Below are 21775 nucleotides of genomic sequence, written 5' to 3' on the forward strand. Positions count from 1 at the left end.
TGTTGCCTTGCTCCTAATTAGGTAGCGCAGTGCTTAAATAAAGCAAGTTAGGCACTTAATACCAGTCCGCACAGATAATTACCCACTCAGCAATCTTTAAATTGCCGGCGTAAGCGTCATAACTAAATGAGTATCAAGCTCATCCTAAACTCTTCTAGGTGACATCAAACACTTCAGCAAGTATGGATCTTATGGCAGTGATGTAAGACTCATTTGGCGTTTTACCTACTAAGGTATAAAGCTCGCTGCCTACAGGCGTGAATTTGTAGTAAACCAAAGCCACACCGGGTGCTCTGCAGGTTAAGTTTATACTGTCATTCACACATCGCAATGAAGCCTTTTGCCCCTCATTGTATTCCCCACTTTCTATTTCACTGGCATAAATAAGTTTCATTTCCTGAAGAGAAAGTAAATCTGGGTAACTCAATCCTACCGTGGAAAGGTTTAATTGTTCAGGAACGGGCTTTTTTAGGAACGATAACAACCCTTTGCGTTTGTGATAGCCCACAAGTATTCGGGGCACTGGGTCGTTGTTGCGCTTGCTTGCAATGCTCACGGCTTTTGCGAATATTTTTGCATCTCGATGGGTTAATGTTTTGAGCAGTTGCAATGTACGCAATGAAAAACTGCCTGGTCGTGCAACCTCAACAGCGAAAATTTTACCCCATAATTCTTGCATTGGACGGCTATAGATTTCTTCTGACATGGTACTGAATGCAAAAAACCAATCAGGGTCGAGATTCTCACTGGTTTGTTCGTTGATTGTTACATTTAGTGCTATATTTAAGACGGCTTGAAGGTTACTCGCTTTCTGAGTTTCCAAAATTTGCTTTCTTCGTTCAAGAGCGTGTTTTTGCTTTTTGGGGTCGGGTGAGAGCATTGAAGGGCTTATGCCTACACGGGCAAACCAAGACAGCATGCGCTGGCGACTCATATCGACCTTGCTGTTTACAGGAGAGCGCTCAACTGGCGTGGTATCGTTGGTTTGTGATGTCGATTTTTCTTGAGGTGGTTGGGTTTTTCTAACCTCTTGTGAAAAATGCTGCGGCGTAATCTTCATATGGATGTTGTAATTAATTATAAAAATAACGATACAATAGAAGCACTATTGCATTGCGTAACCTAATTATCAATGTAATCGTTGCCTTTACACAAGGAGTAGCGCATCCTTGTATTGTATAGGTTGAGGAAATGAGTGGTAAAGTCGGCAATGGATTACGATAACGATGAATTAATCTTCTTAGACGACGATGGTTCAACAGAAGAACAAGTACATTTAGGTAAAGACTGGAATATTCTCATTGTTGATGATGATGAAGAAATTCACACAGTTACACGCCTAGCGTTGGCTGATCTTATTGTTAACGATCGCAAGTTGAACTTCGTTCACGCTTATTCGGCTAAACAGGCAAAAGAGGTATTGCACGAGTATGGCAATACGATAGCCATCATATTACTCGATGTAGTAATGGAAACTGATGACGCTGGTTTCGAGGTGGTTAAATACATTCGAGAAGATATGCACCTTCTTGAGCCTCGTATTATTCTTCGTACAGGTCAACCAGGCTATGCCCCCGAAGAGCAAGTCATTAAAGTTTACGACATTAATGATTACAAAACGAAAACCGAGCTCACCCGTGCAAAGCTTCTAACAACCATAATATCTTCTCTTCGTTCATACCAACAAATTGTCACTATCAGTCAAAGCCGAGCTGGGCTTGAGAAAATCATTACTTCCTCTGCCAATTTATTTGAAGAGCACTCTGTAAAAGCGTTTTGCGAAGGTGTAGTGACACAAATTAGTTCGCTTATTGGGTTAGATTCAGAAGGGTTGTTGTGTGCCCGAGCGGGTTCACTAATCGACCGAGAAGACGAAGATGTCTATGTTCTTGGCGCGGCGGGGGAGTATGCAAGGTTCATAAATAAGCCCGTAGAAGATATTCACAATGAAGAGATATCAGACAATATTTCTCGATGTCTTCGCTTTTAAAAAACACATATTTGAATATGGGTTTTCGGTTTTATTTATCAGTCGGGCGGGTTTTGAAGCGGCAGTTTATGTTCGCCAAACTCACGAGATTAGCGATTTAGATAAACATTTGTTGGAAGTGTTCCTTTCGAGTATTTCGGTAGGCTATGAAAATGTAAACTTGTTCCATGAATTGAGAAATGCGGCTTTTAGAGACTGGCTAACTCGTCTTCCAAACCGCAATGAATTTATCAATATGCTTGATAAACCTCATATATTCTCTTGTGAAAATTGCTGTGTTGCCTTAATAGACGTTAATCACTTTTCTGACATTAACGATGGGCTCGGTCAAGAAGTTGGAAACGAATTACTGCGTGCCATAAGCGATCGTTTCCAAGCCTCGTTTGATGACAGCGTGAAAAAAGGGCGTATAGGAGCCGATGTATTTGGTTTAATTGGTCCAGAATCGCAGGTTTCTCCCGAAAACATTAATGCAATTTTTCAAAGCTCTTACCAGGTAGGCGATCACACCTTACCAGTCAATGTTACCGTTGGGCTATGTAAGCTTGATAACAAACGCAATATTGGTATCGAAATACTCAAACGCACCAACATAGCGCTTAACCGTGCGAAGAAGAATATTAGCGATAACTTTGAGTATTACGCCAAAGATATTGAAGACCAGACTACGTGGCGGTTAGACATGATCCGCCGCTTACGTAACGATTTTGGTGCTCGAAAACTAGAACTTTGGTTCCAACCGCAAGTTGATTTACTTAGTGAAAAAGTTGTAGGTATGGAAGGGTTGTTACGCTGGCCTGATGGTGAAGGCGGCTATATTTCACCTGCGGTATTTGTGCCATTAGCTGAATATTCCGGCCTCATTGTTGATATAGGTGAATGGGTATTAGAAGAGTCTTGTCGGCGTTTGCAGCAACTACGCGAACTTGACTACGGAGACTTACGGGTTGCGGTAAATATCTCTATTCCGCAATTTAGAGACCGTTTGTTTGTAGATAAGGTGAAACATGCCTTGTCTGAAGCGAACTGCGAGCCCAGTTTGTTGGAACTGGAAATTACCGAAAGTGTGGTAATGGACGAACCGCAAATTGTCATCGATGCATTACGGGCGTTAAAAGAGTTCGGCGTTAAGATTGCAATCGACGATTTTGGAACCGGCTTCTCGTCAATGAGCTATTTGCAACAATTGCCATTAGATCGTTTAAAGGTCGACAGATCATTTGTTAAAGATATTAAACCTGGGGCAAGCGCTGTACTAGCCGAAACTATCGTAACTTTGGGTAATAAACTCGGTTTGTTGACCATAGCCGAAGGCGTGGAAAAGCGCGAGCAAGCCAGTTATATGATCAAACTAGGGTGTGATGAAGCACAGGGTTATTTATACGCGAAGCCTATGCCATTTGATGCACTACTCGATTTCTTGAAAAAGCAGGACTAAACCTTAAGATTTAATATTGAAGCAACGCGCGTGCGAAGTTCAGGTAAAGCGTCCTGTTCAAACCACGGGTGTTTTGCTAACCAGCGGTTATTCCTACCTGAAGGGTGAGGTAAAACACAATGCGTTGACGTACTGTGTTTTACCGCTTCAGTAAGTGTTTTGTATTCAGGAAGATAGTGCTGCTGTGCATAGCGACCGATGTAAATCGTGAATTCAGGCTTTATTTGTTGTAGCAATAATGGATGCCATTTCGGCGCACATTCTTTTCTCGGTGGCGCGTCAGCACCATTCACATAACCTGGGAAGCACAAACCCATAGGAAGAATTCCTATTTTAGTTTCATCATAAAACGTGTCGGAAGATACGCCTAACCAATGACGAAGACGAGTGCCACTGTTGTCGTCAAATGGAATACCACTATCATGGGCTTTTTTACCCGGAGCTTGGCCGACAATAAGGATCTTAGACTTATTATCTAGAGAACAAATAGGGCGAGGGGAGTGAGGTAATACCCCATTACATAGCGTGCAACCCCTTATTTTACCTAGTAAGTTATCGAGCTCAGACAATTTTTTTCCAAATATTTCGCATTGTCATACTTCTGTCACATTACTGTGATCTGGATTGACTCTTAAATGTATATACAGTATATTTACATTTAACAGTAATGTACTGTAACACAGGAGAAGAAACATGCGTAAAGTAGTACTAGGTTTAGCATTATCAGTTGCATTCGGTATTGCGCATGCGGAATCTGGCAGCAACCAGCTTTTCGATTGCATGGATGCGAAAACATTCGAAATGAATAACCAATGTATGGCCGACCAAATCGGTAACAACATTCGTTTCCGTGATGCTCAAACTAAACTCATCGACATTGCTAGCGAGAGTCAGGGTGACTACGCTATTGCAACAATGACATTCGATCAAGAGAATATGCACATTGATATCGTGGCACATAAAGATGCATTGAATGCACTGGCTGCGAACTTCAATTAGTCAATATTGATGTAAAACATATCTTCAAAGCCGGCGTTTTAGCGCCGGCTTTTTTGTTTGCGCTAGAATATTCTATTTAAACCGTTAATAGCGGCAACGCGATAGGCTTCGGCCATAGTTGGATAATTAAACGTTGTATTGACGAAATAATCGATAGTATTACCTTCGCCTTTTTGCTGCATGATGGCTTGCCCGATATGAACAATCTCAGAAGCACGTTCACCGAAACAATGGATCCCCAATATTTCCTTCGTTTTTCTGTGAAAGAGTATTTTCAAACTACCGGTTTGCGTTGATGCTATTTGTGCCCGAGCTAAATGTTTGAACTGTGCTCTTCCTACTTCATATGGCACTTTTGCTGCGGTTAATTCTTGTTCTGTTTTACCAACAGAGCTGATTTCAGGGATGGTGTATATACCCGATGGAATATCAGCAACCAGAGCTGCGTGGGTTTTTCCGTCAAGCATCGCTTCTGCAGCGAAACGGCCTTGGTTGTATGCCGCGGAAGCTAAACTTGGATAGCCTATGACATCACCCACAGCATAGATATTGTCAACTTCGGTTTGGTAGTTTTCATTTACTTTAAGTTGTCCGCGACTGTCGGCTTTAATACCAACATTTTCAAGTTTAAGTGTATCGGTATTACCCGTGCGTCCATTAGCGAATAATAAACAGTCGGCACGCATGCGTTTACCCGACTCTAAATTGAGGATAACTGAATCTTCTGTTGCTTCCACAGATGAATAGGTTTCGTTGTGTCTAATAAGCACACCGTTATTCCACAAGTGATAGCTTAGCGCGTCTGATATTTCAGTATCGAGGAAAGAAAGTAAGCGATCACGCATGTTGACAAGATCAACCTTAACACCCAGACCTCTAAAAATACTGGCATATTCTGACCCGATAACCCCAGCTCCATAAATAATAATCGATTTTGGGTCATGGTTAAGTGAAAGAATAGTATCTGAGTTGTAAATGCGCGGGTGGTTAAAATCGATATCTTTCGGGCAATAAGGGCGAGAGCCTGTCGCTATAGCAATTTGACCTGCGGTAACGGTATCTTTTGAACCGTCCTTGCGTGTTATTTCTAGGGTATGTGCATCAACAAAGCTTGCTTCGCCATGAAATAGAGTGACCCGATTTCGGTCATAAAAAGACGAGCGCAGACGGGTTTGACTTTTCACCACACCACTTGCATGACGCATAATATCTGAGAACGTTAAGCTTTTACTTAAGTGATTATCAGCAAATAGTGGTGACGTATTGTATTCAATTAAACGACTAACAGAGTGGCGTAATGCTTTAGAAGGGATAGTGCCCCAATGTGTACAACCACCTCCTACGGCTTCATAGCGCTCTACTACAGCAACTCTCTTCCCAGCTTTGGCAAGCTGCATTGCAACACCTTCGCCGCCAGGCCCTGTGCCAATTACAATTGCATCATAATGATAAGACGGAGTACTTACTTTTTGTTTTGTTGCCATTCTGCCTTTCCCAACGTTGCTATTTTTCTCAATGATAGTACTACATTACTGATTCTGTAATTCCAACTCTAGTCTTAGGTAATAAAAAAACCACATAAACAGCGGTTTATGTGGTTTCTATGGTGTACTTGTTAATAGAAAGCTATTTAGGCCATTTGCAACGACAATGTTTGCAACTGTAGCCATTTTTCTTTCTGAACCGCAAAGGCGTGTTTTAGCTCTTTGTATTTATAGGCAAGTTCTAAACCTTCTAAGCTGCGTTTTAAGGTTTTTTGCTTTATACGCATTACCCGCTTTTTGGTGGAATAGTATTCCGCCATTCGCTGCATTAACAAATCGTATTCTTGTTGAATGGTATGCATCATTTCTTCGGCATTAGGTAAAAGCGATGCATTTTCACTGACACGTTGTAACTGCATTGCGGCCAATGCTTTTTCTATGCGTTCTTCAGGTACTTTGCGAAGATTTGAAGTTAAGCCTACATAATTGAGGCCCTTGATCAGCCATTTGGTTGGGTCGAATTGATACCAACGGATCCCATTTCGGTAGTCATACTCAAAGATATGATGGTAGTTATGATACCCTTCGCCAAACGTGAAGAACGCTAAAATACTATTGTCTCTTGCTGTGTTCTTATCGGTGTATGGTTGGCTACCCCAGAAATGGGCAAGTGAATTAATAAAAAACGTTACGTGATGAACCAAAACCAATCGCAATACACCGGCTATTAATATCATGCCTAATACGTCGCCATTTAAATACCCCAATAGCCCAGTGATACCAAAGTTAGCGATTAGTACGATAGGCAGGTAATGATTGTGTTGCCACATTACGACCTTATCTTTTTGGAGGTCTTTACAGTTGCTGTAGTCATCGTAACGCTTGGCTTGGTACTCTCTTAACATCCAACCTATGTGCGCAAACCACAGGCCTTTTTTGGCAGAGTAAGGGTCTTTGTCATTGTCATCTACATGACGGTGGTGAATTCGGTGATCAGACGACCAGTGCAATATACTGTTTTGTAGCGCCATTGCGCCACCAATGGCCAATACTACTCGCACAACCACATTCGCGTCATAGGTCTTATGAGACCATAGGCGATGGTATCCTGCGGTAATTGACATACCCGTGAAATAGAATAAGAAGACTGCGGCTCCAATTTCCGCCCAGTCTATACCTTGGTGCATCACCCACAGTGGCACACCTATAAATGCAATCGCGCCAGAGATAATAAATACCAGCACGTTCGTTAGGATAAGAGGAGGTTTTTTCATTTTATACAACTTGGCTTACAACTGTTCGCTAATTTATCGTTTTACAAGGTTACAGGCAAGCAAAACCAACAAATGTTCCGCTTACATGTGTAAAGTTTAATTATAGTAAATTTGCCAAATTTCGTATTGATTTGTGTCTAGTTTTTACTTAATTCTTGTTTATAAAAGAGATGATGGCACTGCTAACCGGCTCTGGAGCTTCCATCTGAGGATAGTGCCCAATATTTTCGAGCCTATGGATATTGTTGATAGAGACTAGCGTTTCGAATCGCTTGACCATATGTTCACCAGAAATGGGGTCGGCAGTGCCATTGATAAGTTGAATAGGGCACTTTGCATGTGTTAGCGAACTTACCCATCTGTCTCTAAAGCGTTTTCGCTCTGTCATGTAACCAATGAGTTTATGAAAGATGCGCTTACCATTGTTGAAACTGATCAATTGCCACATTTCTTCGAGTTCTTGTTCGCTGGGTTGGCTACATTGACCAAAAATAGAGCGCATATTTTTATCCACACTTCGTTTGCTGATGACTTTCGCTATCACACTCCCAAGTGGAGAGTTAAGCAGTGATTGAATCAGCTTAGGGCGATGTGACTCTGGAAATAAGCCGCCGTTTAAAAGGCTAACACTCTTAATTTCTAATTCGCCTGAAGGGTGTTCTTTGAGTGCATGTCGATGCAATAATTCTTGAGCAACGGTGTCACCATAGTCATGCGCGACAATATGAAAATCCTTAATATTTAAGTGGCGAAGGAGTGCTTCAAACACATTGGCTTGCTCTGCAATGCTATATTTGAAATTAACGGGCTTGTCAGAAAATCCAAAGCCAATCATATCAAGCGTAACGACCCTGTAATGTTCGCTGAGTTGAGGCCATATCTTTACCCAGTCCCAACTTGCAGTTGGAAACCCGTGAATAAGTAATAAAACAGGGCGTGTAGATGACGCGTCGAGTGCGTCACCCGTGTGATTAATCTCATTGCTGTCACTATCTTGATAATAGATACTAAGGCCTTGATAGTCGTAATATTGACCGGCTCGATACCATTGTTTAAGAGTGCTGCCTAACTCGCTAAGTTGTGTTTTATTCATCAGAGTGCATCTTTCACTACGCTGTTGGGCAAGTGTACAAGATAGACGCCAATAAGTACTGTCGCTAGAACGACATTCCGTAAATGCAACTTTTCTCGAAAGCTTATGTTGGCTTTAGTAAATTTAAGCTTCTCGACCACCTCTTTCTTGCGATAGACTAGAACATTAGGCCTTATGGCCCCTTAAAAGTGGTACTATTGTGAGTCGACAAGAACAGAAATTAAAAACCCGCCAAAATATCATTCATGCTGCATTTTCGCTGTTAGATGAAAACAGAAGCTTGTCTGCGATTAGCTTAAGGGAAGTGGCAAGAGAAGCGGGTATTGCTCCCACGTCGTTTTATCGTCATTTTAAAGATATGGACGAATTGGGCCTAACACTTGTTGATGAAGCTGGCTTAGCCTTAAGACAATTAATGCGACAAGCCAGACGCAGAATTGCATCAGGTGGCGGTGTTATTCACACCTCTGTAGAAACCTTTATGGAATTCATTGCGGCGAACAAGAACGTTTTTCGTTTGTTATTGCGTGAACATACGGGAACCTCATCTGCGTATCGTTTAGCCGTTTTCAGAGAAATTCAGCATTTTATTGATGAACTCACCGACTACATCATTGAACAGCAAGGCGTTGAGTATTCCTGTGCACAGTTACAGGCCGATGCCATGGTGCGACTTGTTTTTAGTGCTGGTGCAGAGGCGCTTGAAGCAGACGAAAAATTGCGCGCTGAAATTGGTGAACGGGTCAAAGCTCAGTTAAAGTTTGTTCAAATCGGCGCAACAGTACCTCAAGCTAAATAGTCATTTTTCAATGGTCGCTAAATATCGCCAAGGCGAAGTGAATTCGTTACACTGAAGGTTTAGTGTAAGTAATTGCTGACGGGCAACTTAACAATGGCTACCTTCTAACGATGGCGACATTACAGCGAGCGCTGGTTAACCTAGAAATGTTGAGTGAGGATATCAACATGCTGAGTTCTACTGAGCTTGGCCGTGCGTCTCACCTTCGTCTTCTTCATACCATTCTCTCTTGCTTAAACGAGCTTTCCAGTTTGACTCAACAAGAAACTGAGGCGAGTTTTCAAAAAAGTCTACATAGCTCTGTGTTTGAAGGTGTTTTCAAGCGAAAATCCATGGTAGAAGTATATGCTAAGTTGCTAAGACTCGTTATTACGGCTTGGGAAGCATCCGACAAGGCTAACCTCATTATTGCAGATAATTTTGATGAGCGTGCTGACAAGCGGTTGGAATTGTTGCAAGTAAAGGCCATCAAAGCTAAATCTCAGCTTAAAACTGTAGCTAGCGCGATGGGAGAAGTTGATTATGCAAGGTTTATCGAAGCGCTAGGGCTACATGATCATCAGTGGCAATGGGAGATACTTCGCGCTCGGTTTTAACCAAGCGCGATGCACATATTTATATAAGGTAACTATGGTGTTGTGTTGCGAATACCAATGCTTTGTTCGTTGATAACTCGAACCTCTCGTTGTGGGAACGGTATTTCAATATCGTGCTCACGCAGAGTTTCAAAAACGATAAGAAGCAAGTCGCCTCCTACACGGTTTTTTCCGTCATCAACACCTTCCATCCAGAATTCAACAAACATGTTAACGCCAGAATCCCCAAAACTATCAATTTCGCAGTCAGGTAGCTCTTCAAAAGGAATGTCATCACCGCTAATCACTTGAGGGTGAGCGGCAACAGCTTCTTTTACTATTTCTACCATGGCGCGAATATCTGTTTTATACGCCACTGAAAAGTCGATGCGATAACGCTGTTTCTGGTTCTTGTGGGTCCAGTTTATTAGCACAGCATTAATAAACTTTTCGTTAGGTACTAGAACGTCTTTACCATCGTAAGTTTCAAGCACAGCGTAGCGCATCTTAAATTCTCTCACTATGCCTTTTTGACCATCTTCAAGCTCGACGTAATCGCCCACAGTCAACGACTTATCAAGCAGAATAATAATCCCTGAAATAAAATTAGAGGCGATGGACTGTAGCCCTAAACCTAAGCCTACACCCACAGCACCACCAAATACCGCAAGGGCAGTTAAGTTGATGCCCATTACGTTAAGCAATAACAAGAACACGACACAGAAGAGGGCAACTTCAAACAGTTTGGAAAAAACCTCTTTTGTCGAGACATCAAGAGACTTGTGGTTTCTTATGATGTCCTGACCAATGGCGTTTGAGCTTCTACCCAACCAAAATAAAAGCGCTCCAAACAACAATACGCGAGTAACACCATAGGCTGAAACTTCAATGTTCCCTATAGATACAACAATGGTAGACAATGCCGAGGTTATCAGGGGGAGAACGCCGACTAAATGTAAAAACAAAATAGGCAAGCCAACCCACTGCACAAACGAGGCAAAGGTCTTATTTTCAATAAAGCCATGTACAAGTGAATTCACAAATAGCATAAGTGCCACAACTACAGCTATCTCAAGTAGCCAGGCATCAAATTGAAATTGTGCGCCTAGTACTGTTGTCAGCTTTAACATGCTTATGGTGATAAGAGGAAACAGTGCTTCACCCAAGTTGTACATGAAGCTATGCAAGGTATGCGCACCTTGTGTAGGTACTTCTCGCGTGAACTTAAATGGCTTTTTGACTTGTCGAGCAAATACAAAGGCGACGCAATAAATTACTGCAATCGTCAATAGTTGGATAAGAAAACTGTCAGACATAACCGATGCTTTAATGAGCGCCAGCTTTTCCTCAAGGTGTATCGTTAAATTTTCAACATTCATGTTTTCTTCTTCACTTGTTAAGCCTATTAAAAAATAGGTGATTCGTTGCGCGCTTTGTATCTTTTATATCAGATATCGTAAAGTTTTTTTTGGTATTCGCCTTGCAGTGACTTTTGGATATTGAGTTAACAGATTCTTTATTCTTGGATACTTATTGCCATGCGAAAGCACAAAATTTGCATGAAATATCTAACTGTTTAAATATATACCTTTGATTTAAAAGAGACTTTTTGTTTTCCTTGTCAACCGGAAGGCTGATTCGAAAGGAATGGTTTTACTTCTTCGAAAAAGATGTTTTTGTCGTGTAGATAGAAAAAATGCGCAGCAGGGGCAACGGTGAAATATGCGGTTTGGTTAAATTTTGTGCTGGCGTGTGTGTGTGCTTGATGGTAGACTCCGCGCCGCGATTTGTAAGAGTGAAAGTATACGTTTTATCCCTATTCCAAAGACCACATAGCCATATCAGGCATTGGCGTATCTCTTTAGGTTTCCACTGTAATCTATAACCCCACGCGGTTAGCAATATAGCACTTATGCTACTAGCTATTGAGCGCTCTCAGTCTAGCTATTGGTACGTATTCATTCATGCAAAATTACTGTTTTCAGGAGTTAGTTAATGTCATTTACCCAGTTAGGGCTAGCCGAACCGTTACTCAAAGCAATTGAAAAGAGAGGGTTCACATCTCCATCTCCAATTCAAGAAAAGGCCATTCCAGAGGTATTACAAGGCCGTGATGTGCTAGCCGCTGCGCAGACGGGGACGGGCAAAACCGCAGGCTTTGGGCTTCCGATATTACAAAGACTAATGGCAGGTAATAAGGTTACTGCCAATAATGTAAGAGCGTTGATTTTAACACCAACGCGAGAGCTTGCCGCACAGGTAGAAGAGAGTATTCGCCACTTTAGTGAGTTTTTACCACTTAAAACGGCGGTTGTGTTTGGCGGCGTGGGTATTAACCCACAAATGATGACATTGCGAAAAGGGGTGGATGTTCTTATTGCAACCCCTGGAAGATTACTGGATTTATATCAGCAAAACGCTGTGAAGTTTTCGCAATTGGAAGTATTGGTGCTGGATGAAGCAGACCGTATGTTGGACATGGGGTTTATTCACGACATTAAAAAAGTACTTAAGCTTTTACCCGAGAAGAAACAAAGCCTATTGTTTTCGGCTACTTTCTCACCAGAGATCACTGAGCTTGCTAAGACAATTACTCGCGATCCTGTCAGTATTTCTACCACACCGGCGAACTCGACCGTTGATGCAGTTGAGCAGCATCTCGTTGAAATTGATAAGTCGAAAAAGACCAACGCGCTTATCACTTTGATTAAACAGCACGGTTGGAAGCAAGTGTTGGTATTTAGCCGTACTAAACACGGTGCCAACCGAATTGCTGAGAAGCTAACCCGCTCCAAAATTCCTAGTGCAGCAATTCACGGTAATAAAAGCCAAGGAGCCAGAACCAAAGCGTTAGCTGACTTCAAACAGGGCGACATTAATGTATTGGTGGCTACGGATATTGCTGCTAGAGGTATCGATATTAGTGAACTACCTGTGGTGGTTAATTTAGATTTACCTAATACCGCGGCAGATTATGTACACCGTATTGGTAGAACAGGTCGTGCAGGGGCGACAGGACAAGCGTGGTCGTTTGTCTGTGCAGAAGAGCTGCAAAACCTAAAAGATATTGAAACACTGATTCAAAAATTATTGCCAAGAGAGACGATTGACGGTTTTGAACCACAACAAGTTGTGCCCGTAACCACTTTGTCTAAGCCGAAAAAACCGAAAAAGCCCAAAAAGCCGAAAGTAACTGAGGGCAGCGCCACCGAACGTAGTAGCGACAACACCAAGTCAAAGCAATCGGATAATACAAAGAGACGTCCGAAGAAAAGAACGCCTAGTAGCGCTACAAAAAATTCTGCTAGAAACAACAGTAAAAGTGAAAACGCAGGTGAGAGAAATAGTTCAAAACCGCAGCGCACTCGCAGAAATAATAGGAAGAACACTAATTCAAACAACAATCAGCCAGCGCGTTCAGGCTCTAATTCACGTTCTAATAACACGCGTACTTCTAACGCAAGTTAAATGGTAAGATCAGAACGTTTTAGTCAGTTTCCCACGAAAAAGGGTGGTAGTGGCGCAGTGCTGGAGTTGTCTGCGCTTCATTCTTCCCTTGGCCATCTTCACCCACGCTTAATACTGCGCGCTTCTCCATACTTTGTTGAAGCGCACCTCTAAATTGTTTCACTTCTTTCCAAAGGTCGTAGAAGCCTTCTGGTGTTGTGCCATTTATGTCGCTTGCTAATAGTGGCCCGAGTTGGTTGTAAGCGAGTTGAAGGCGCTCTGCATGCTGCGCATTGTAAGCAGCTTCTTGTGAATTTGCTGACCAGCCAGCAAGTGCTTGTTTTTGCTGTGCTGTATAGGCAGGAAATGAAGAGAAGTAGGCAATATATTCATTAAGTGCAATACTGTTGGCGCTTCCCCATTTGGCCATGCTTGTGCGGTTAAGTAGGGCATTGGTTTTCGGGTCTACCACCATTACCGTTGGGGTTGCATAATAAATAGGGTAATTAAATCGCGTTGTGATATCTCTTCTGTCTTCAAGTGTACCCACATCAACAAATACTGTTTCGTAGTGCGCCTCTAGAATAAGACGCATATCGGGTGTAGAAAATCGCTCTGCAAGACCTGTGCTGTCATGGCACCACTGGGCGCCTAACACAACCAGTAGGAGTTTGTTGTCGGCAAGGGCACGAGCTTGGGCATCTACAACATCTTGATAAGGTGAAGGGGAAGGAACATAACGATAAGGCAAGCTATTTAGCGTACTTTCACAACCGGTTAAACATAAAGCAGACAAGGATAAAAAGAGCGTAAATAGTGCTTTAAAACGTAAACTGTCTCTTAAAGAATTGATGAAAGAATGTGTGTTGTTCTGTTTTGCGTTCATGTCTTTTGCCAAAAATACCGGTTAATTACTAGAGCGTGCTCTTGAGTAATGTATCACAAAAGCGCTTTTTAACTGTACTGATATACTTCTCAAATTCCTCACGTTTATATGTTCATCGCAAAACATTATTGCAAAGTTTTACCCTGTAGAGTTGTAGTGAAGTCTTCCTATCTATTGTCATTACATATAGTGAAATGTTTGACAGAAAGTCGTATTGCACCCTGTGTTCAATTGGGGTTTAGTGTATAGTTCGTCACCAACCATGTCTTAGAACCCATCAACTCAGAGAGAACCATGACCGTAAACGTTGACACTCAGTCTTTGATTGCATCTATGCGCGATGTAGTAGGGCAAGCCTATTTGTTAACTGACCAAGCGAAAAAGCAGCCTTACACCAAAGGATTTAGATTTGGTGCAGGTGAAGCACTTGCCGTGGTTCGCCCTGGTACATTGGTAGAAATATGGCGGCTACTTCAATTGTGCGTAAAAGCTGATGTAGCGGTAATTATGCAAGCGGCTAATACAGGGCTTACGGGTGGCTCAACCCCTGACGGGAAAGACTACGACCGTCCTATCGTTATTATCAGCACAATGCGCATTGATGAAATTCAACTTGTAGATAACGGTAAGCAAATAGTAGGACTCGCAGGTAGTACTTTATTTGGTCTTGAAGAAACGTTAGCACCTTATGGTCGTGAACCTCATTCGGTTATTGGTTCATCGTGTATTGGGGCGTCTATCGTTGGCGGTATCTGCAACAACTCAGGTGGCGCATTGGTGAAACGCGGCCCTGCGTATACAGAGCTTGCGCTATTTGCACAAATTAACGCTAATGGTGAATTAACCCTGGTAAATAACTTGGGTATTGAGTTGGGTGATACCCCTGAAGATATACTTAGCAATTTAGAAAATAAGCGCTACACAGAAAGTGATGTTAAGCATCCTGATGCGCGCGCCTCTGACAATGAATATGACGAACGTGTACGTGACGTAGATTCAGATACGCCTTCTCGTTTTAACAACGATGGCCGCAGACTCCACGATGCATCAGGCTGTGCTGGAAAGCTTGCTGTCTTTGCCGTGAGGTTAGACACCTTCCCCATTCCTGAAAGAAAACAAGTGTTTTATGTGGGGTCGAATGACGCAGAAGTATTCACAAAGGTAAGACGAGATATTTTATCTACCTTTAAACATCTACCGGATTCTGGCGAGTATTTGCACCGAGACTGCTACGACGTATCTAAAAAGTACGGCAAGGACATGTTTATTGTCATTAGCAAATTGGGTGCTAAATTCATCCCAAAACTCTTTGCATTCAAGCGCAAGTTTGATGCGTTTACTGACAAACTGGGTTTCTTACCGAATAAAATGTCAGACAGAGTCATGCAATATTTCAGTTACCTGTTTCCAAATCACTTACCCAAAAGGATGGAAGCCTTCCGAGATAAGTATCAACATCATTGGATCTTAGAGATGAGCAATGAAGGGGTTGATGAAGCCAAAGCGTATCTTGATGAGTTCTTCAAAACCAATGACGGTGGTTATTTTGAATGTACCGAAGATGAAGCGGACAAAGCAATATTACATCGTTTTGTGGCAGGTGGTGCTATTGGTCGCTATCACATTATGAATAGTAAATCGGTAGGCGCTATGATGACCATTGATGTAGCGTTACGACGCAACGATCCAGACTGGTTCGAAATACTACCTAAAGAGATAGATGATCAAATAGACACCAAATTGTACTACGGACATCTTTTTTGCCACGTGATGCATCAAAATTACGTACTTAAGAAAGGGGCTGATGCCAAAGCGCTAAAAGGTCAAATACTGAAAACTTTCGATGAGCGTAGTGCAGAGTATCCTGCCGAACACAATGTAGGTCATGAGTATTTTGCCAAAGATGCACTTAAAAACTTTTATCGCGAGCTAGACCCAACTAATAGCTTTAACCCAGGCATTGGTAAAACTACCAAGCTAAAGCATTGGGCAGAGCACTCTGGTGATTGTTGTGGGGGGCGACACTAAGCCCATCAATCATTGATACCGCAAAGAGCAACGCACTAAGCCACCATAACTAATACTATGGTGGCTTTTTTGTTTTTATATGCCGAGACTTTATGGACAGTGTCACTACTCTAATTTCTTGAATACCCAATATAAACAATAGTGTTATTGATAATGGTTTTTATTTAGATTAAGATCCTTCGGAATTTTTCAAGGACTTACTCTAATGAAACACTTCAAGTACTCTTTACTTTGTGGCGCTGTCATTCTTGGCGGTTGTGGTGGCGGCAGTGGTGGTAGCGAATCAAACAGCTCGCCTACTTTTTCTCAAAGTGCATATTCCCTGTCTGTTGACGAAGACACCAGTGGCGAGCTAACGGTTGCTGCGAGCGATCAAAACAATGACAGTTTGACGTTTAGCCTTTCGAATAGTGCGGCAAATGGGACCGTGCAAATCGATGCTCAAACTGGTGTTGCTACCTACCAACCCAATGCGAATTTTAATGGTTCGGATAACTTTGTTATTGCCGTGTCTGATGGTAAGTCAACAGCAACTGCAAACGTTGAAGTGACTATTGCGCCTGTTAATGACGACCCCGAGTTTTCCTCAACTACCGTTATTGTTTCGGGTGGTGAAACGAAACAAGGCCAAATTTCTGCATCAGATATCGATGGTGACACGATAAGTTACGAGGTAACCCGAACAGCGGTTAACGGAACACTTAATGTTAGTGCTACGACCGGTGAGGTAACTTATACTCCTAACGACCTTACATTAGTAAGTGACAGCTTCGAGGTAACTATTTCTGATGGGAATGGCGGTGAAGCGAATGCTGAAATAACGCTAAGTAGTGCAACAACGAGCAACCTGGACAGAGCATACTATTACTACGCGAGTGATAAGTCTCATTTGAAACGCGCTGAAGCTATCAATGCCCAATTAACAGATGATGAAAGCCAAAGCATTATTAATGCAAATATCATTCAAGGCTACGCCAAAGCAGGCCTTACATCTGAAGTAGAGAGCCGCCTTAATAGCGCGAATATTGTTTCTGACGCGCAACGCGCTTTTGCCATGGTAAACGTCGCAAATAGCTATCAACAAGGTGGTAATGTTGAAGAAGCACAAATATTGCGTAATGAAGCAAATGCCCTGTATACCCAATTTGTTGCTTCTAAAGGTTTGAGCGCTTTTGATTCAACAGATGTTGACTTTTTCAATGATCTTTCAGACAGCTACCGTTTAGCGGGGGATTTTGCCAGTGCCAATCAGGCCTATAATATTCTTGACTTACTTTTCTCTTCTTTAGCCGAAGATGGTTATTCTACTTCTATTCTGCGTACATTTTTTGGCTATAGAGACATTGTTGATGACACCATTGCACAATGGCAATCCACAAATAACAACACCTTATTTGACCTAGCACTTGTTCAAACGAAGCGTCTTCAGCGCTACGCTAAAACTATACCTGCTCAAGAAGTTACTAATGACCGTTATGGTAATGAAGGTGAGTTTGTTTACAAGATAAGACAAGTAGCATTATTTGACGTTATTGAAGCCTACATTGAGCTGAATCAACTTGATGATGCTAAAGGTGCGATGGCAGACTTACTAGCACTGCACGGCGTTGTGAATTACGACGAGAACTATCCCCGTGAAGTTGACGAATATTGGGAAGTTACCCGTGTTGAATACGACTATGGCATAGCAGGTGCAACAGAGTCCTTTGTGAATTTGTATCCAGAAGCGGGGATCGACACTCTACTGTCAGGTCTACCTGAAAGTAGTTCTAGGCATGCTCGCATTGCATCAGATGCTGCGGACGCGTTATTACTTGCACAAGTGCGAAATATGGAAGATAAAGCTGCGGCCTTACAGCTTATTAAAGAGGCAAAAGATGAAACTGATTTACGCAATTACTTTACTACCCTGGTCGCATTCAATACTTCTAATCCAGGTGCCGCTTATGTGCTGCGTAAACAAGGCGAGTACGAAGCCGCTATTGCTTATCTGCAAGAAGGGCTGGATGTATTGGTCTCTGACGCTTACTTTGAGCAGGAAAAAGGCTACACATTAAACATTGGGAGTACAGGTTGTGAGATGCTCATCAACGAAGCGGTACTTGTAGCACGTTTAAGCGGCCTTGATGAAGCAACCACACTTATTGATACTGCTGTTCAACAATGTACTTCTATTGCTCAAAGTCGCTTTGCTGATGGTGACGATACTGATGAAGATATTACCGTTGGCGATGCGATTAGAGCAAATGCTTATATGCTTCAGTATGCAAACCTTGTCAGCACGCCTGATTTTTCAGATGGCTTATTGGCTAATATCAACACTAACTTTGCTAAAATTGAAGGTGATCATGCCCAACTTGCACCTTTAAAGTCGTTTGTTGGCTGGCAACTGGCAAAAGGTGGCAACTTCACGGCAGCACAGCAGTACTACAACGAAGCTATTGTTGCGCTTAATGCTATAGAAGCGAATATCATCCCAGAAGAGGTTGGGGAATTAACCGATGAGTTTTATTCTTACATCCGCAGAGAAGGTGATTATGCTGAGTTCCTAGCTATTTTGCGTAATGCAGCAGGCAGTGAAGGTTATGCATCGGCATTTGAAACGGCTAAAGCCGTATGGAAAGGTGTTGTTGATACGCGATTAGCAGAGCTAGTTGATGCCAATGTGCTGCAAAAAGCTGAGTTTATTCCTATTTATGCAAGTCACCTAAGCTCTATTGGTGAATTTGAACAGGCGTTGTCACTGGCCAATGATTCGTCTTTAGGTCCAGTAGAGATAAACGGAATTCAAACTGAAGTGGCGTCTACTTTGTCTGTAAAAGATGATTTTACGGCAGTGAGCATTGCTACAGTTGATACGGACTTTGACGGAATGCCTAACTTCTTTGCGCCTTCTGCGAGCGAAGAAAGTATTCTCGCGTCTGGTTTAGTGCTTGATGACGATAGCGACAACGACGGCACGCCTGATAGTGAAGATGCTTTCCCATTGGACCCAAGTAAACAATAGTTTATGAAGATCTCTATTCAAGTAATGGCCAGTGTAATGCTGGCCATATCTGTATCTCCTTGTTATAGCGATGAACTTACAGATATTGAACAAGCTACATCAGCCCAAGAGAAGGCTGTAGTGGGGGCATTAGCGTCAAAGACCAACGACAACGCTAATAGTGCGTCAAAACCGTCGGTTCATTGTGAGATTGATTCTGAGAACTGCTACAACGTCGAACGCATTACGGTAACGGGGGCTCGTCCAGTTCCATTGTCTGTCACCGCTGAGGGGGCGTATGTCTTAGACCAAGATCTATTACGCCAATACTCATTTGGTAACGGAAACTTAAATGATGTCCTCGCGGTATTGCCTGGCGTGCAGTTTAGTGAGTCGGCCTATTCCGCCACACAGGTATCAAATATTCGTCCAGCAGAGGTATCGATTGCAGGTACACAAGGTTATCAAACTGCCTACCAAGTAGATGGCGTGGTTAATAATTCTAAGTTGAGCACAGGTAATGCGCAAATTGACAGAAACCTTGTGCAGGATGTATCGGGCCACAGTCAACAGTCGTTTATCAACGTAAAATTACTCGAAGATGTAACGGTTTACGATAGCAATATTCCTGCGCGCTACGGTGACTTTTCTGGTGGTTTGGTTCTAGCTAATACGCGAAATGCGGAAAAGCACCCACATTTTGGTATGAGCTTGAGGGGAACGGGTGACAATTTAATTCGTTACCACCGTTTCTACAGCAATGACTTCGATGGTACATCCACCCTAGATGAAGCCACGTTTTCAAAGCTTGATTTCAGTACGTATTTGTCTTTACCTATTACTGACAAATTGGGAATGGTAGCGCAATTCCAGCAGTTAGAATCGAAAGAAAGTTACGACCAATTAGGTTCACTGCGTGAGAAAGTACAAACGAATACCAATGCCATGGTGAAGTTTGACTACGCCTTGACCGATAAAGATGATATTCAACTTAGGCTGTTGTACGCCCCATATTCAGGCGACTACTTTGACGAACTTACATTAAATAGTGATTATACCATTGACGGTGGTGGAACATCCGCATTACTAGCATGGGATGCCAGAAGAGATTGGGGGAGTGTTGACACTCAGCTATCTTGGAATCAAAGTGAAAATAGTAAAACTGCGCCTAATTTGTGGTTTTCGTGGAAGAATGTACCGGGTAAGGCATGGGGAGATTACAATGACAGCATATCAAGCCCCGAAGGTGGATACGGTGACATTGAAAAAGTCCAAAATGATATACGCTTTCGACAGGATTTTACTTCAACACGATTTTCTTGGTTAGACGTTGATAACTACGTATCAACGGGATATGCGATAACTCATCAAAACGTAGTTTTTGACAGGCTAGAAGATGCTATTTTGTACAACGGCAGTGTACTCAATGCCAATGTGAACTGCGGTAGTTATATTCTAGATTGTGTAAATACGACGTTCCACCGTCCTATTTCAGCTATTGAAGCTGAATTGGGGCGTCCACTTAATTTGTTAGACCCTGACGATTTTTTACTTTACCAAGAGAATATACTTACCTCAGGTCAGTATTTTCAAACGCGACAGATATCTCCCAAGTCGCGCAGCGAAGCCTCAGTGGTCAGTGCGTCAGCTTATTACGAACATACACTTGAATGGCCTACATTTGATATTACCGCGGGCGTTAGATACGACTACAATGATTTTTTTGCCAATCATGATCTCGCCCCTCGAATTCGCGCACAATATACACTGTGGGAAAAGTACCAAGTTATCCTTGGTGCAAATCGCTACTATCAGGGCAGTGTACTCAACTATAAGCTAAATAGTGCGATAACGCCGTTTATCTCGCAGGTCAGAAATACATTTCAAAATGTGCCTGGTCAGTGGCAGTCGGCAGTTGTGCCATCAGGCCCAAGATACGTTTACAACGACTTAGCTACTCCCTATGGTGATGAAATTACGTTGGGGTACCGTCAACCCCTATTAGGTGGGTTGTTGGAGCTGCGTTATGTCGACCGTACCAATAAAGACAGTATTAATCGTGAAAAAGGGTATGGAGAGCAAGGGGAACCAATCCTCTTTGCACAAAATAATGGTGAAAGTGAATATCAGCGTTATTCAATAACGTGGATGGCTAACTTTGCACAGCATCATGTGGAATTGAATATTTCTCACGCCAGCAATACCACAAGTAGACGTAATTTTGATGGTGATACGGTTAAAGGCAGTGTAGGCAATCAGTCGCTAAATTATACATATGACGACAGTGAGCTAATTTACCTTCGCACAGACACATATAACGAAAGCGGTGTATTAGTGACTAAACTCAACTTAATTACCCGTCACGACTTATCGTTAGAGCAACAAGATACCAATCGCCCAATAATTGCCAATGTAAGCTGGGGAATGGATTGGCGCAACTGGGAGTTTTCTGCTCACGCTCGTTACATGGGGTCGCAAGAAGCCATTTATCCTACCTCAGATAGGAAAACCTTTTCTGACGCTACACAAGTATGTTCGGGCTGTACTTCTACCCAGCGAGAGTATCAGGTCTATCGACTTGCCAAGCGGCCGCAATTTTGGCTTGTGAATGCAAATCTCCGGTACCACTGGAACCTAGCCAAAAATCACGAAATTATACTTAGCGCAGAAGTACTTAATCTATTTAATTCGCGAACTCATCAGGTCGCTCCCTTTACCACCGGACTAGAGCTTGGACGACAAGTCTGGTTTGGTATTAATTACGATTATTAGGAGA

At 42.5% G+C, this 21775-nt stretch carries 14 protein-coding genes and 1 pseudogene; 8 read left to right on the forward strand and 7 right to left on the reverse strand.

Annotation, left to right across the window (positions count from 1 at the left end):
• Positions 1-154: 154 nt before the first annotated feature.
• The gene (locus EYR97_RS13800; RefSeq protein WP_131094251.1) at positions 155-1060 is read right to left on the reverse strand and encodes a TIGR03899 family protein; all 906 of its coding nucleotides are present in this window, start codon (positions 1058-1060) and stop codon (positions 155-157) included.
• A 150-nt stretch (positions 1061-1210) separates the two neighbouring features.
• On the opposite strand from EYR97_RS13800, the pseudogene EYR97_RS13805 reads away from it, so the two are divergent.
• Positions 1211-3428, forward strand: a pseudogene (locus tag EYR97_RS13805) (EAL domain-containing protein).
• On the opposite strand, the gene EYR97_RS13810 reads toward EYR97_RS13805, so the two are convergent.
• Positions 3425-3997: a uracil-DNA glycosylase family protein gene (locus EYR97_RS13810; protein WP_131094252.1), complete on the reverse strand. Its 573-nt coding sequence runs from the start codon at positions 3995-3997 to the stop codon at positions 3425-3427. The pseudogene EYR97_RS13805 and the gene EYR97_RS13810 overlap by 4 nt on opposite strands.
• A gap of 124 nt (positions 3998-4121) precedes the next feature.
• On the opposite strand from EYR97_RS13810, the gene EYR97_RS13815 reads away from it, so the two are divergent.
• Positions 4122-4427 carry a pyridine nucleotide transhydrogenase gene (locus tag EYR97_RS13815; RefSeq protein ID WP_131094253.1) on the forward strand — a complete coding sequence of 102 codons (306 nt, stop codon included), beginning with the start codon at positions 4122-4124 and terminating at the stop codon, positions 4425-4427.
• A 62-nt stretch (positions 4428-4489) separates the two neighbouring features.
• On the opposite strand, the gene sthA is transcribed toward EYR97_RS13815, so the two are convergent.
• The 3 genes from sthA to EYR97_RS13830 all read right to left on the reverse strand — a co-directional run bounded on the left by sthA (position 4490) and on the right by EYR97_RS13830 (position 8278).
• Complete coding sequence (sthA, locus tag EYR97_RS13820) at positions 4490-5911, reverse strand: Si-specific NAD(P)(+) transhydrogenase (protein ID WP_131094254.1); 1422 nt, start codon at positions 5909-5911, stop codon at positions 4490-4492.
• Positions 5912-6057: 146 nt separating this feature from the next.
• Complete coding sequence (locus tag EYR97_RS13825; protein WP_131094255.1) at positions 6058-7185, reverse strand: fatty acid desaturase; 1128 nt, start codon at positions 7183-7185, stop codon at positions 6058-6060.
• Positions 7186-7333: 148 nt separating this feature from the next.
• Complete coding sequence (locus tag EYR97_RS13830) at positions 7334-8278, reverse strand: alpha/beta fold hydrolase (RefSeq protein WP_131094256.1); 945 nt, start codon at positions 8276-8278, stop codon at positions 7334-7336.
• A gap of 199 nt (positions 8279-8477) precedes the next feature.
• On the opposite strand from EYR97_RS13830, the gene fabR reads away from it, so the two are divergent.
• The gene (gene fabR, locus EYR97_RS13835) at positions 8478-9077 is read left to right on the forward strand and encodes an HTH-type transcriptional repressor FabR (RefSeq protein ID WP_131094257.1); all 600 of its coding nucleotides are present in this window, start codon (positions 8478-8480) and stop codon (positions 9075-9077) included.
• 167 nt (positions 9078-9244) lie between these two features.
• Positions 9245-9673, forward strand: coding sequence for a hypothetical protein (locus EYR97_RS13840; protein ID WP_242635020.1), 429 nt, complete (start codon positions 9245-9247; stop codon positions 9671-9673).
• Positions 9674-9705: 32 nt separating this feature from the next.
• Here EYR97_RS13840 and EYR97_RS13845 read toward each other — a convergent pair whose 3' ends face one another.
• On the reverse strand, positions 9706-11031 hold the full coding sequence (locus EYR97_RS13845; protein ID WP_131094259.1) for a mechanosensitive ion channel family protein: 1326 nt from the start codon (positions 11029-11031) through the stop codon (positions 9706-9708).
• A gap of 616 nt (positions 11032-11647) precedes the next feature.
• On the opposite strand from EYR97_RS13845, the gene EYR97_RS13850 reads away from it, so the two are divergent.
• On the forward strand, positions 11648-13120 hold the full coding sequence (locus EYR97_RS13850; RefSeq protein WP_131094260.1) for a DEAD/DEAH box helicase: 1473 nt from the start codon (positions 11648-11650) through the stop codon (positions 13118-13120).
• Positions 13121-13139: 19 nt separating this feature from the next.
• Here EYR97_RS13850 and EYR97_RS13855 read toward each other — a convergent pair whose 3' ends face one another.
• Positions 13140-13985: a thioredoxin family protein gene (locus EYR97_RS13855; RefSeq protein WP_131094261.1), complete on the reverse strand. Its 846-nt coding sequence runs from the start codon at positions 13983-13985 to the stop codon at positions 13140-13142.
• A 294-nt stretch (positions 13986-14279) separates the two neighbouring features.
• On the opposite strand from EYR97_RS13855, the gene dld reads away from it, so the two are divergent.
• From dld to EYR97_RS13870, 3 genes are all read left to right on the forward strand, one after another.
• Positions 14280-16013: a D-lactate dehydrogenase gene (dld, locus tag EYR97_RS13860; protein WP_131094262.1), complete on the forward strand. Its 1734-nt coding sequence runs from the start codon at positions 14280-14282 to the stop codon at positions 16011-16013.
• Positions 16014-16218: 205 nt separating this feature from the next.
• Positions 16219-19020: a cadherin-like domain-containing protein gene (locus EYR97_RS13865; protein ID WP_131094263.1), complete on the forward strand. Its 2802-nt coding sequence runs from the start codon at positions 16219-16221 to the stop codon at positions 19018-19020.
• A gap of 3 nt (positions 19021-19023) precedes the next feature.
• Positions 19024-21771 (forward strand): TonB-dependent receptor plug domain-containing protein, encoded by a 2748-nt coding sequence (locus EYR97_RS13870; protein ID WP_131094264.1) that lies wholly within the window; start codon positions 19024-19026, stop codon positions 21769-21771.
• Positions 21772-21775: the final 4 nt, after the last annotated feature.

The sequence above is a fragment of the Alteromonas sp. KUL42 genome (assembly GCF_006538325.1).
In the GTDB taxonomy this organism is placed as follows: Bacteria; Pseudomonadota; Gammaproteobacteria; order Enterobacterales; family Alteromonadaceae; genus Alteromonas.

What these genes read in the sequence shown, in the direction of transcription:
- EYR97_RS13800 (WP_131094251.1), bottom strand. Translation starts at nt 1,060, where the DNA reads ATGAAGATTACGCCGCAGCATTTTTCACAAGAGGTTAGAAAAACCCAA.
- EYR97_RS13815 (WP_131094253.1), top strand. Translation starts at nt 4,122, where the DNA reads ATGCGTAAAGTAGTACTAGGTTTAGCATTATCAGTTGCATTCGGTATT.
- sthA (WP_131094254.1), bottom strand. Translation starts at nt 5,911, where the DNA reads ATGGCAACAAAACAAAAAGTAAGTACTCCGTCTTATCATTATGATGCA.
- EYR97_RS13825 (WP_131094255.1), bottom strand. Translation starts at nt 7,185, where the DNA reads ATGAAAAAACCTCCTCTTATCCTAACGAACGTGCTGGTATTTATTATC.
- EYR97_RS13830 (WP_131094256.1), bottom strand. Translation starts at nt 8,278, where the DNA reads ATGAATAAAACACAACTTAGCGAGTTAGGCAGCACTCTTAAACAATGG.
- EYR97_RS13840 (WP_242635020.1), top strand. Translation starts at nt 9,245, where the DNA reads ATGCTGAGTTCTACTGAGCTTGGCCGTGCGTCTCACCTTCGTCTTCTT.
- EYR97_RS13845 (WP_131094259.1), bottom strand. Translation starts at nt 11,031, where the DNA reads ATGAATGTTGAAAATTTAACGATACACCTTGAGGAAAAGCTGGCGCTC.
- EYR97_RS13850 (WP_131094260.1), top strand. Translation starts at nt 11,648, where the DNA reads ATGTCATTTACCCAGTTAGGGCTAGCCGAACCGTTACTCAAAGCAATT.
- EYR97_RS13855 (WP_131094261.1), bottom strand. Translation starts at nt 13,985, where the DNA reads ATGAACGCAAAACAGAACAACACACATTCTTTCATCAATTCTTTAAGA.
- dld (WP_131094262.1), top strand. Translation starts at nt 14,280, where the DNA reads ATGACCGTAAACGTTGACACTCAGTCTTTGATTGCATCTATGCGCGAT.
- EYR97_RS13865 (WP_131094263.1), top strand. Translation starts at nt 16,219, where the DNA reads ATGAAACACTTCAAGTACTCTTTACTTTGTGGCGCTGTCATTCTTGGC.
- EYR97_RS13870 (WP_131094264.1), top strand. Translation starts at nt 19,024, where the DNA reads ATGAAGATCTCTATTCAAGTAATGGCCAGTGTAATGCTGGCCATATCT.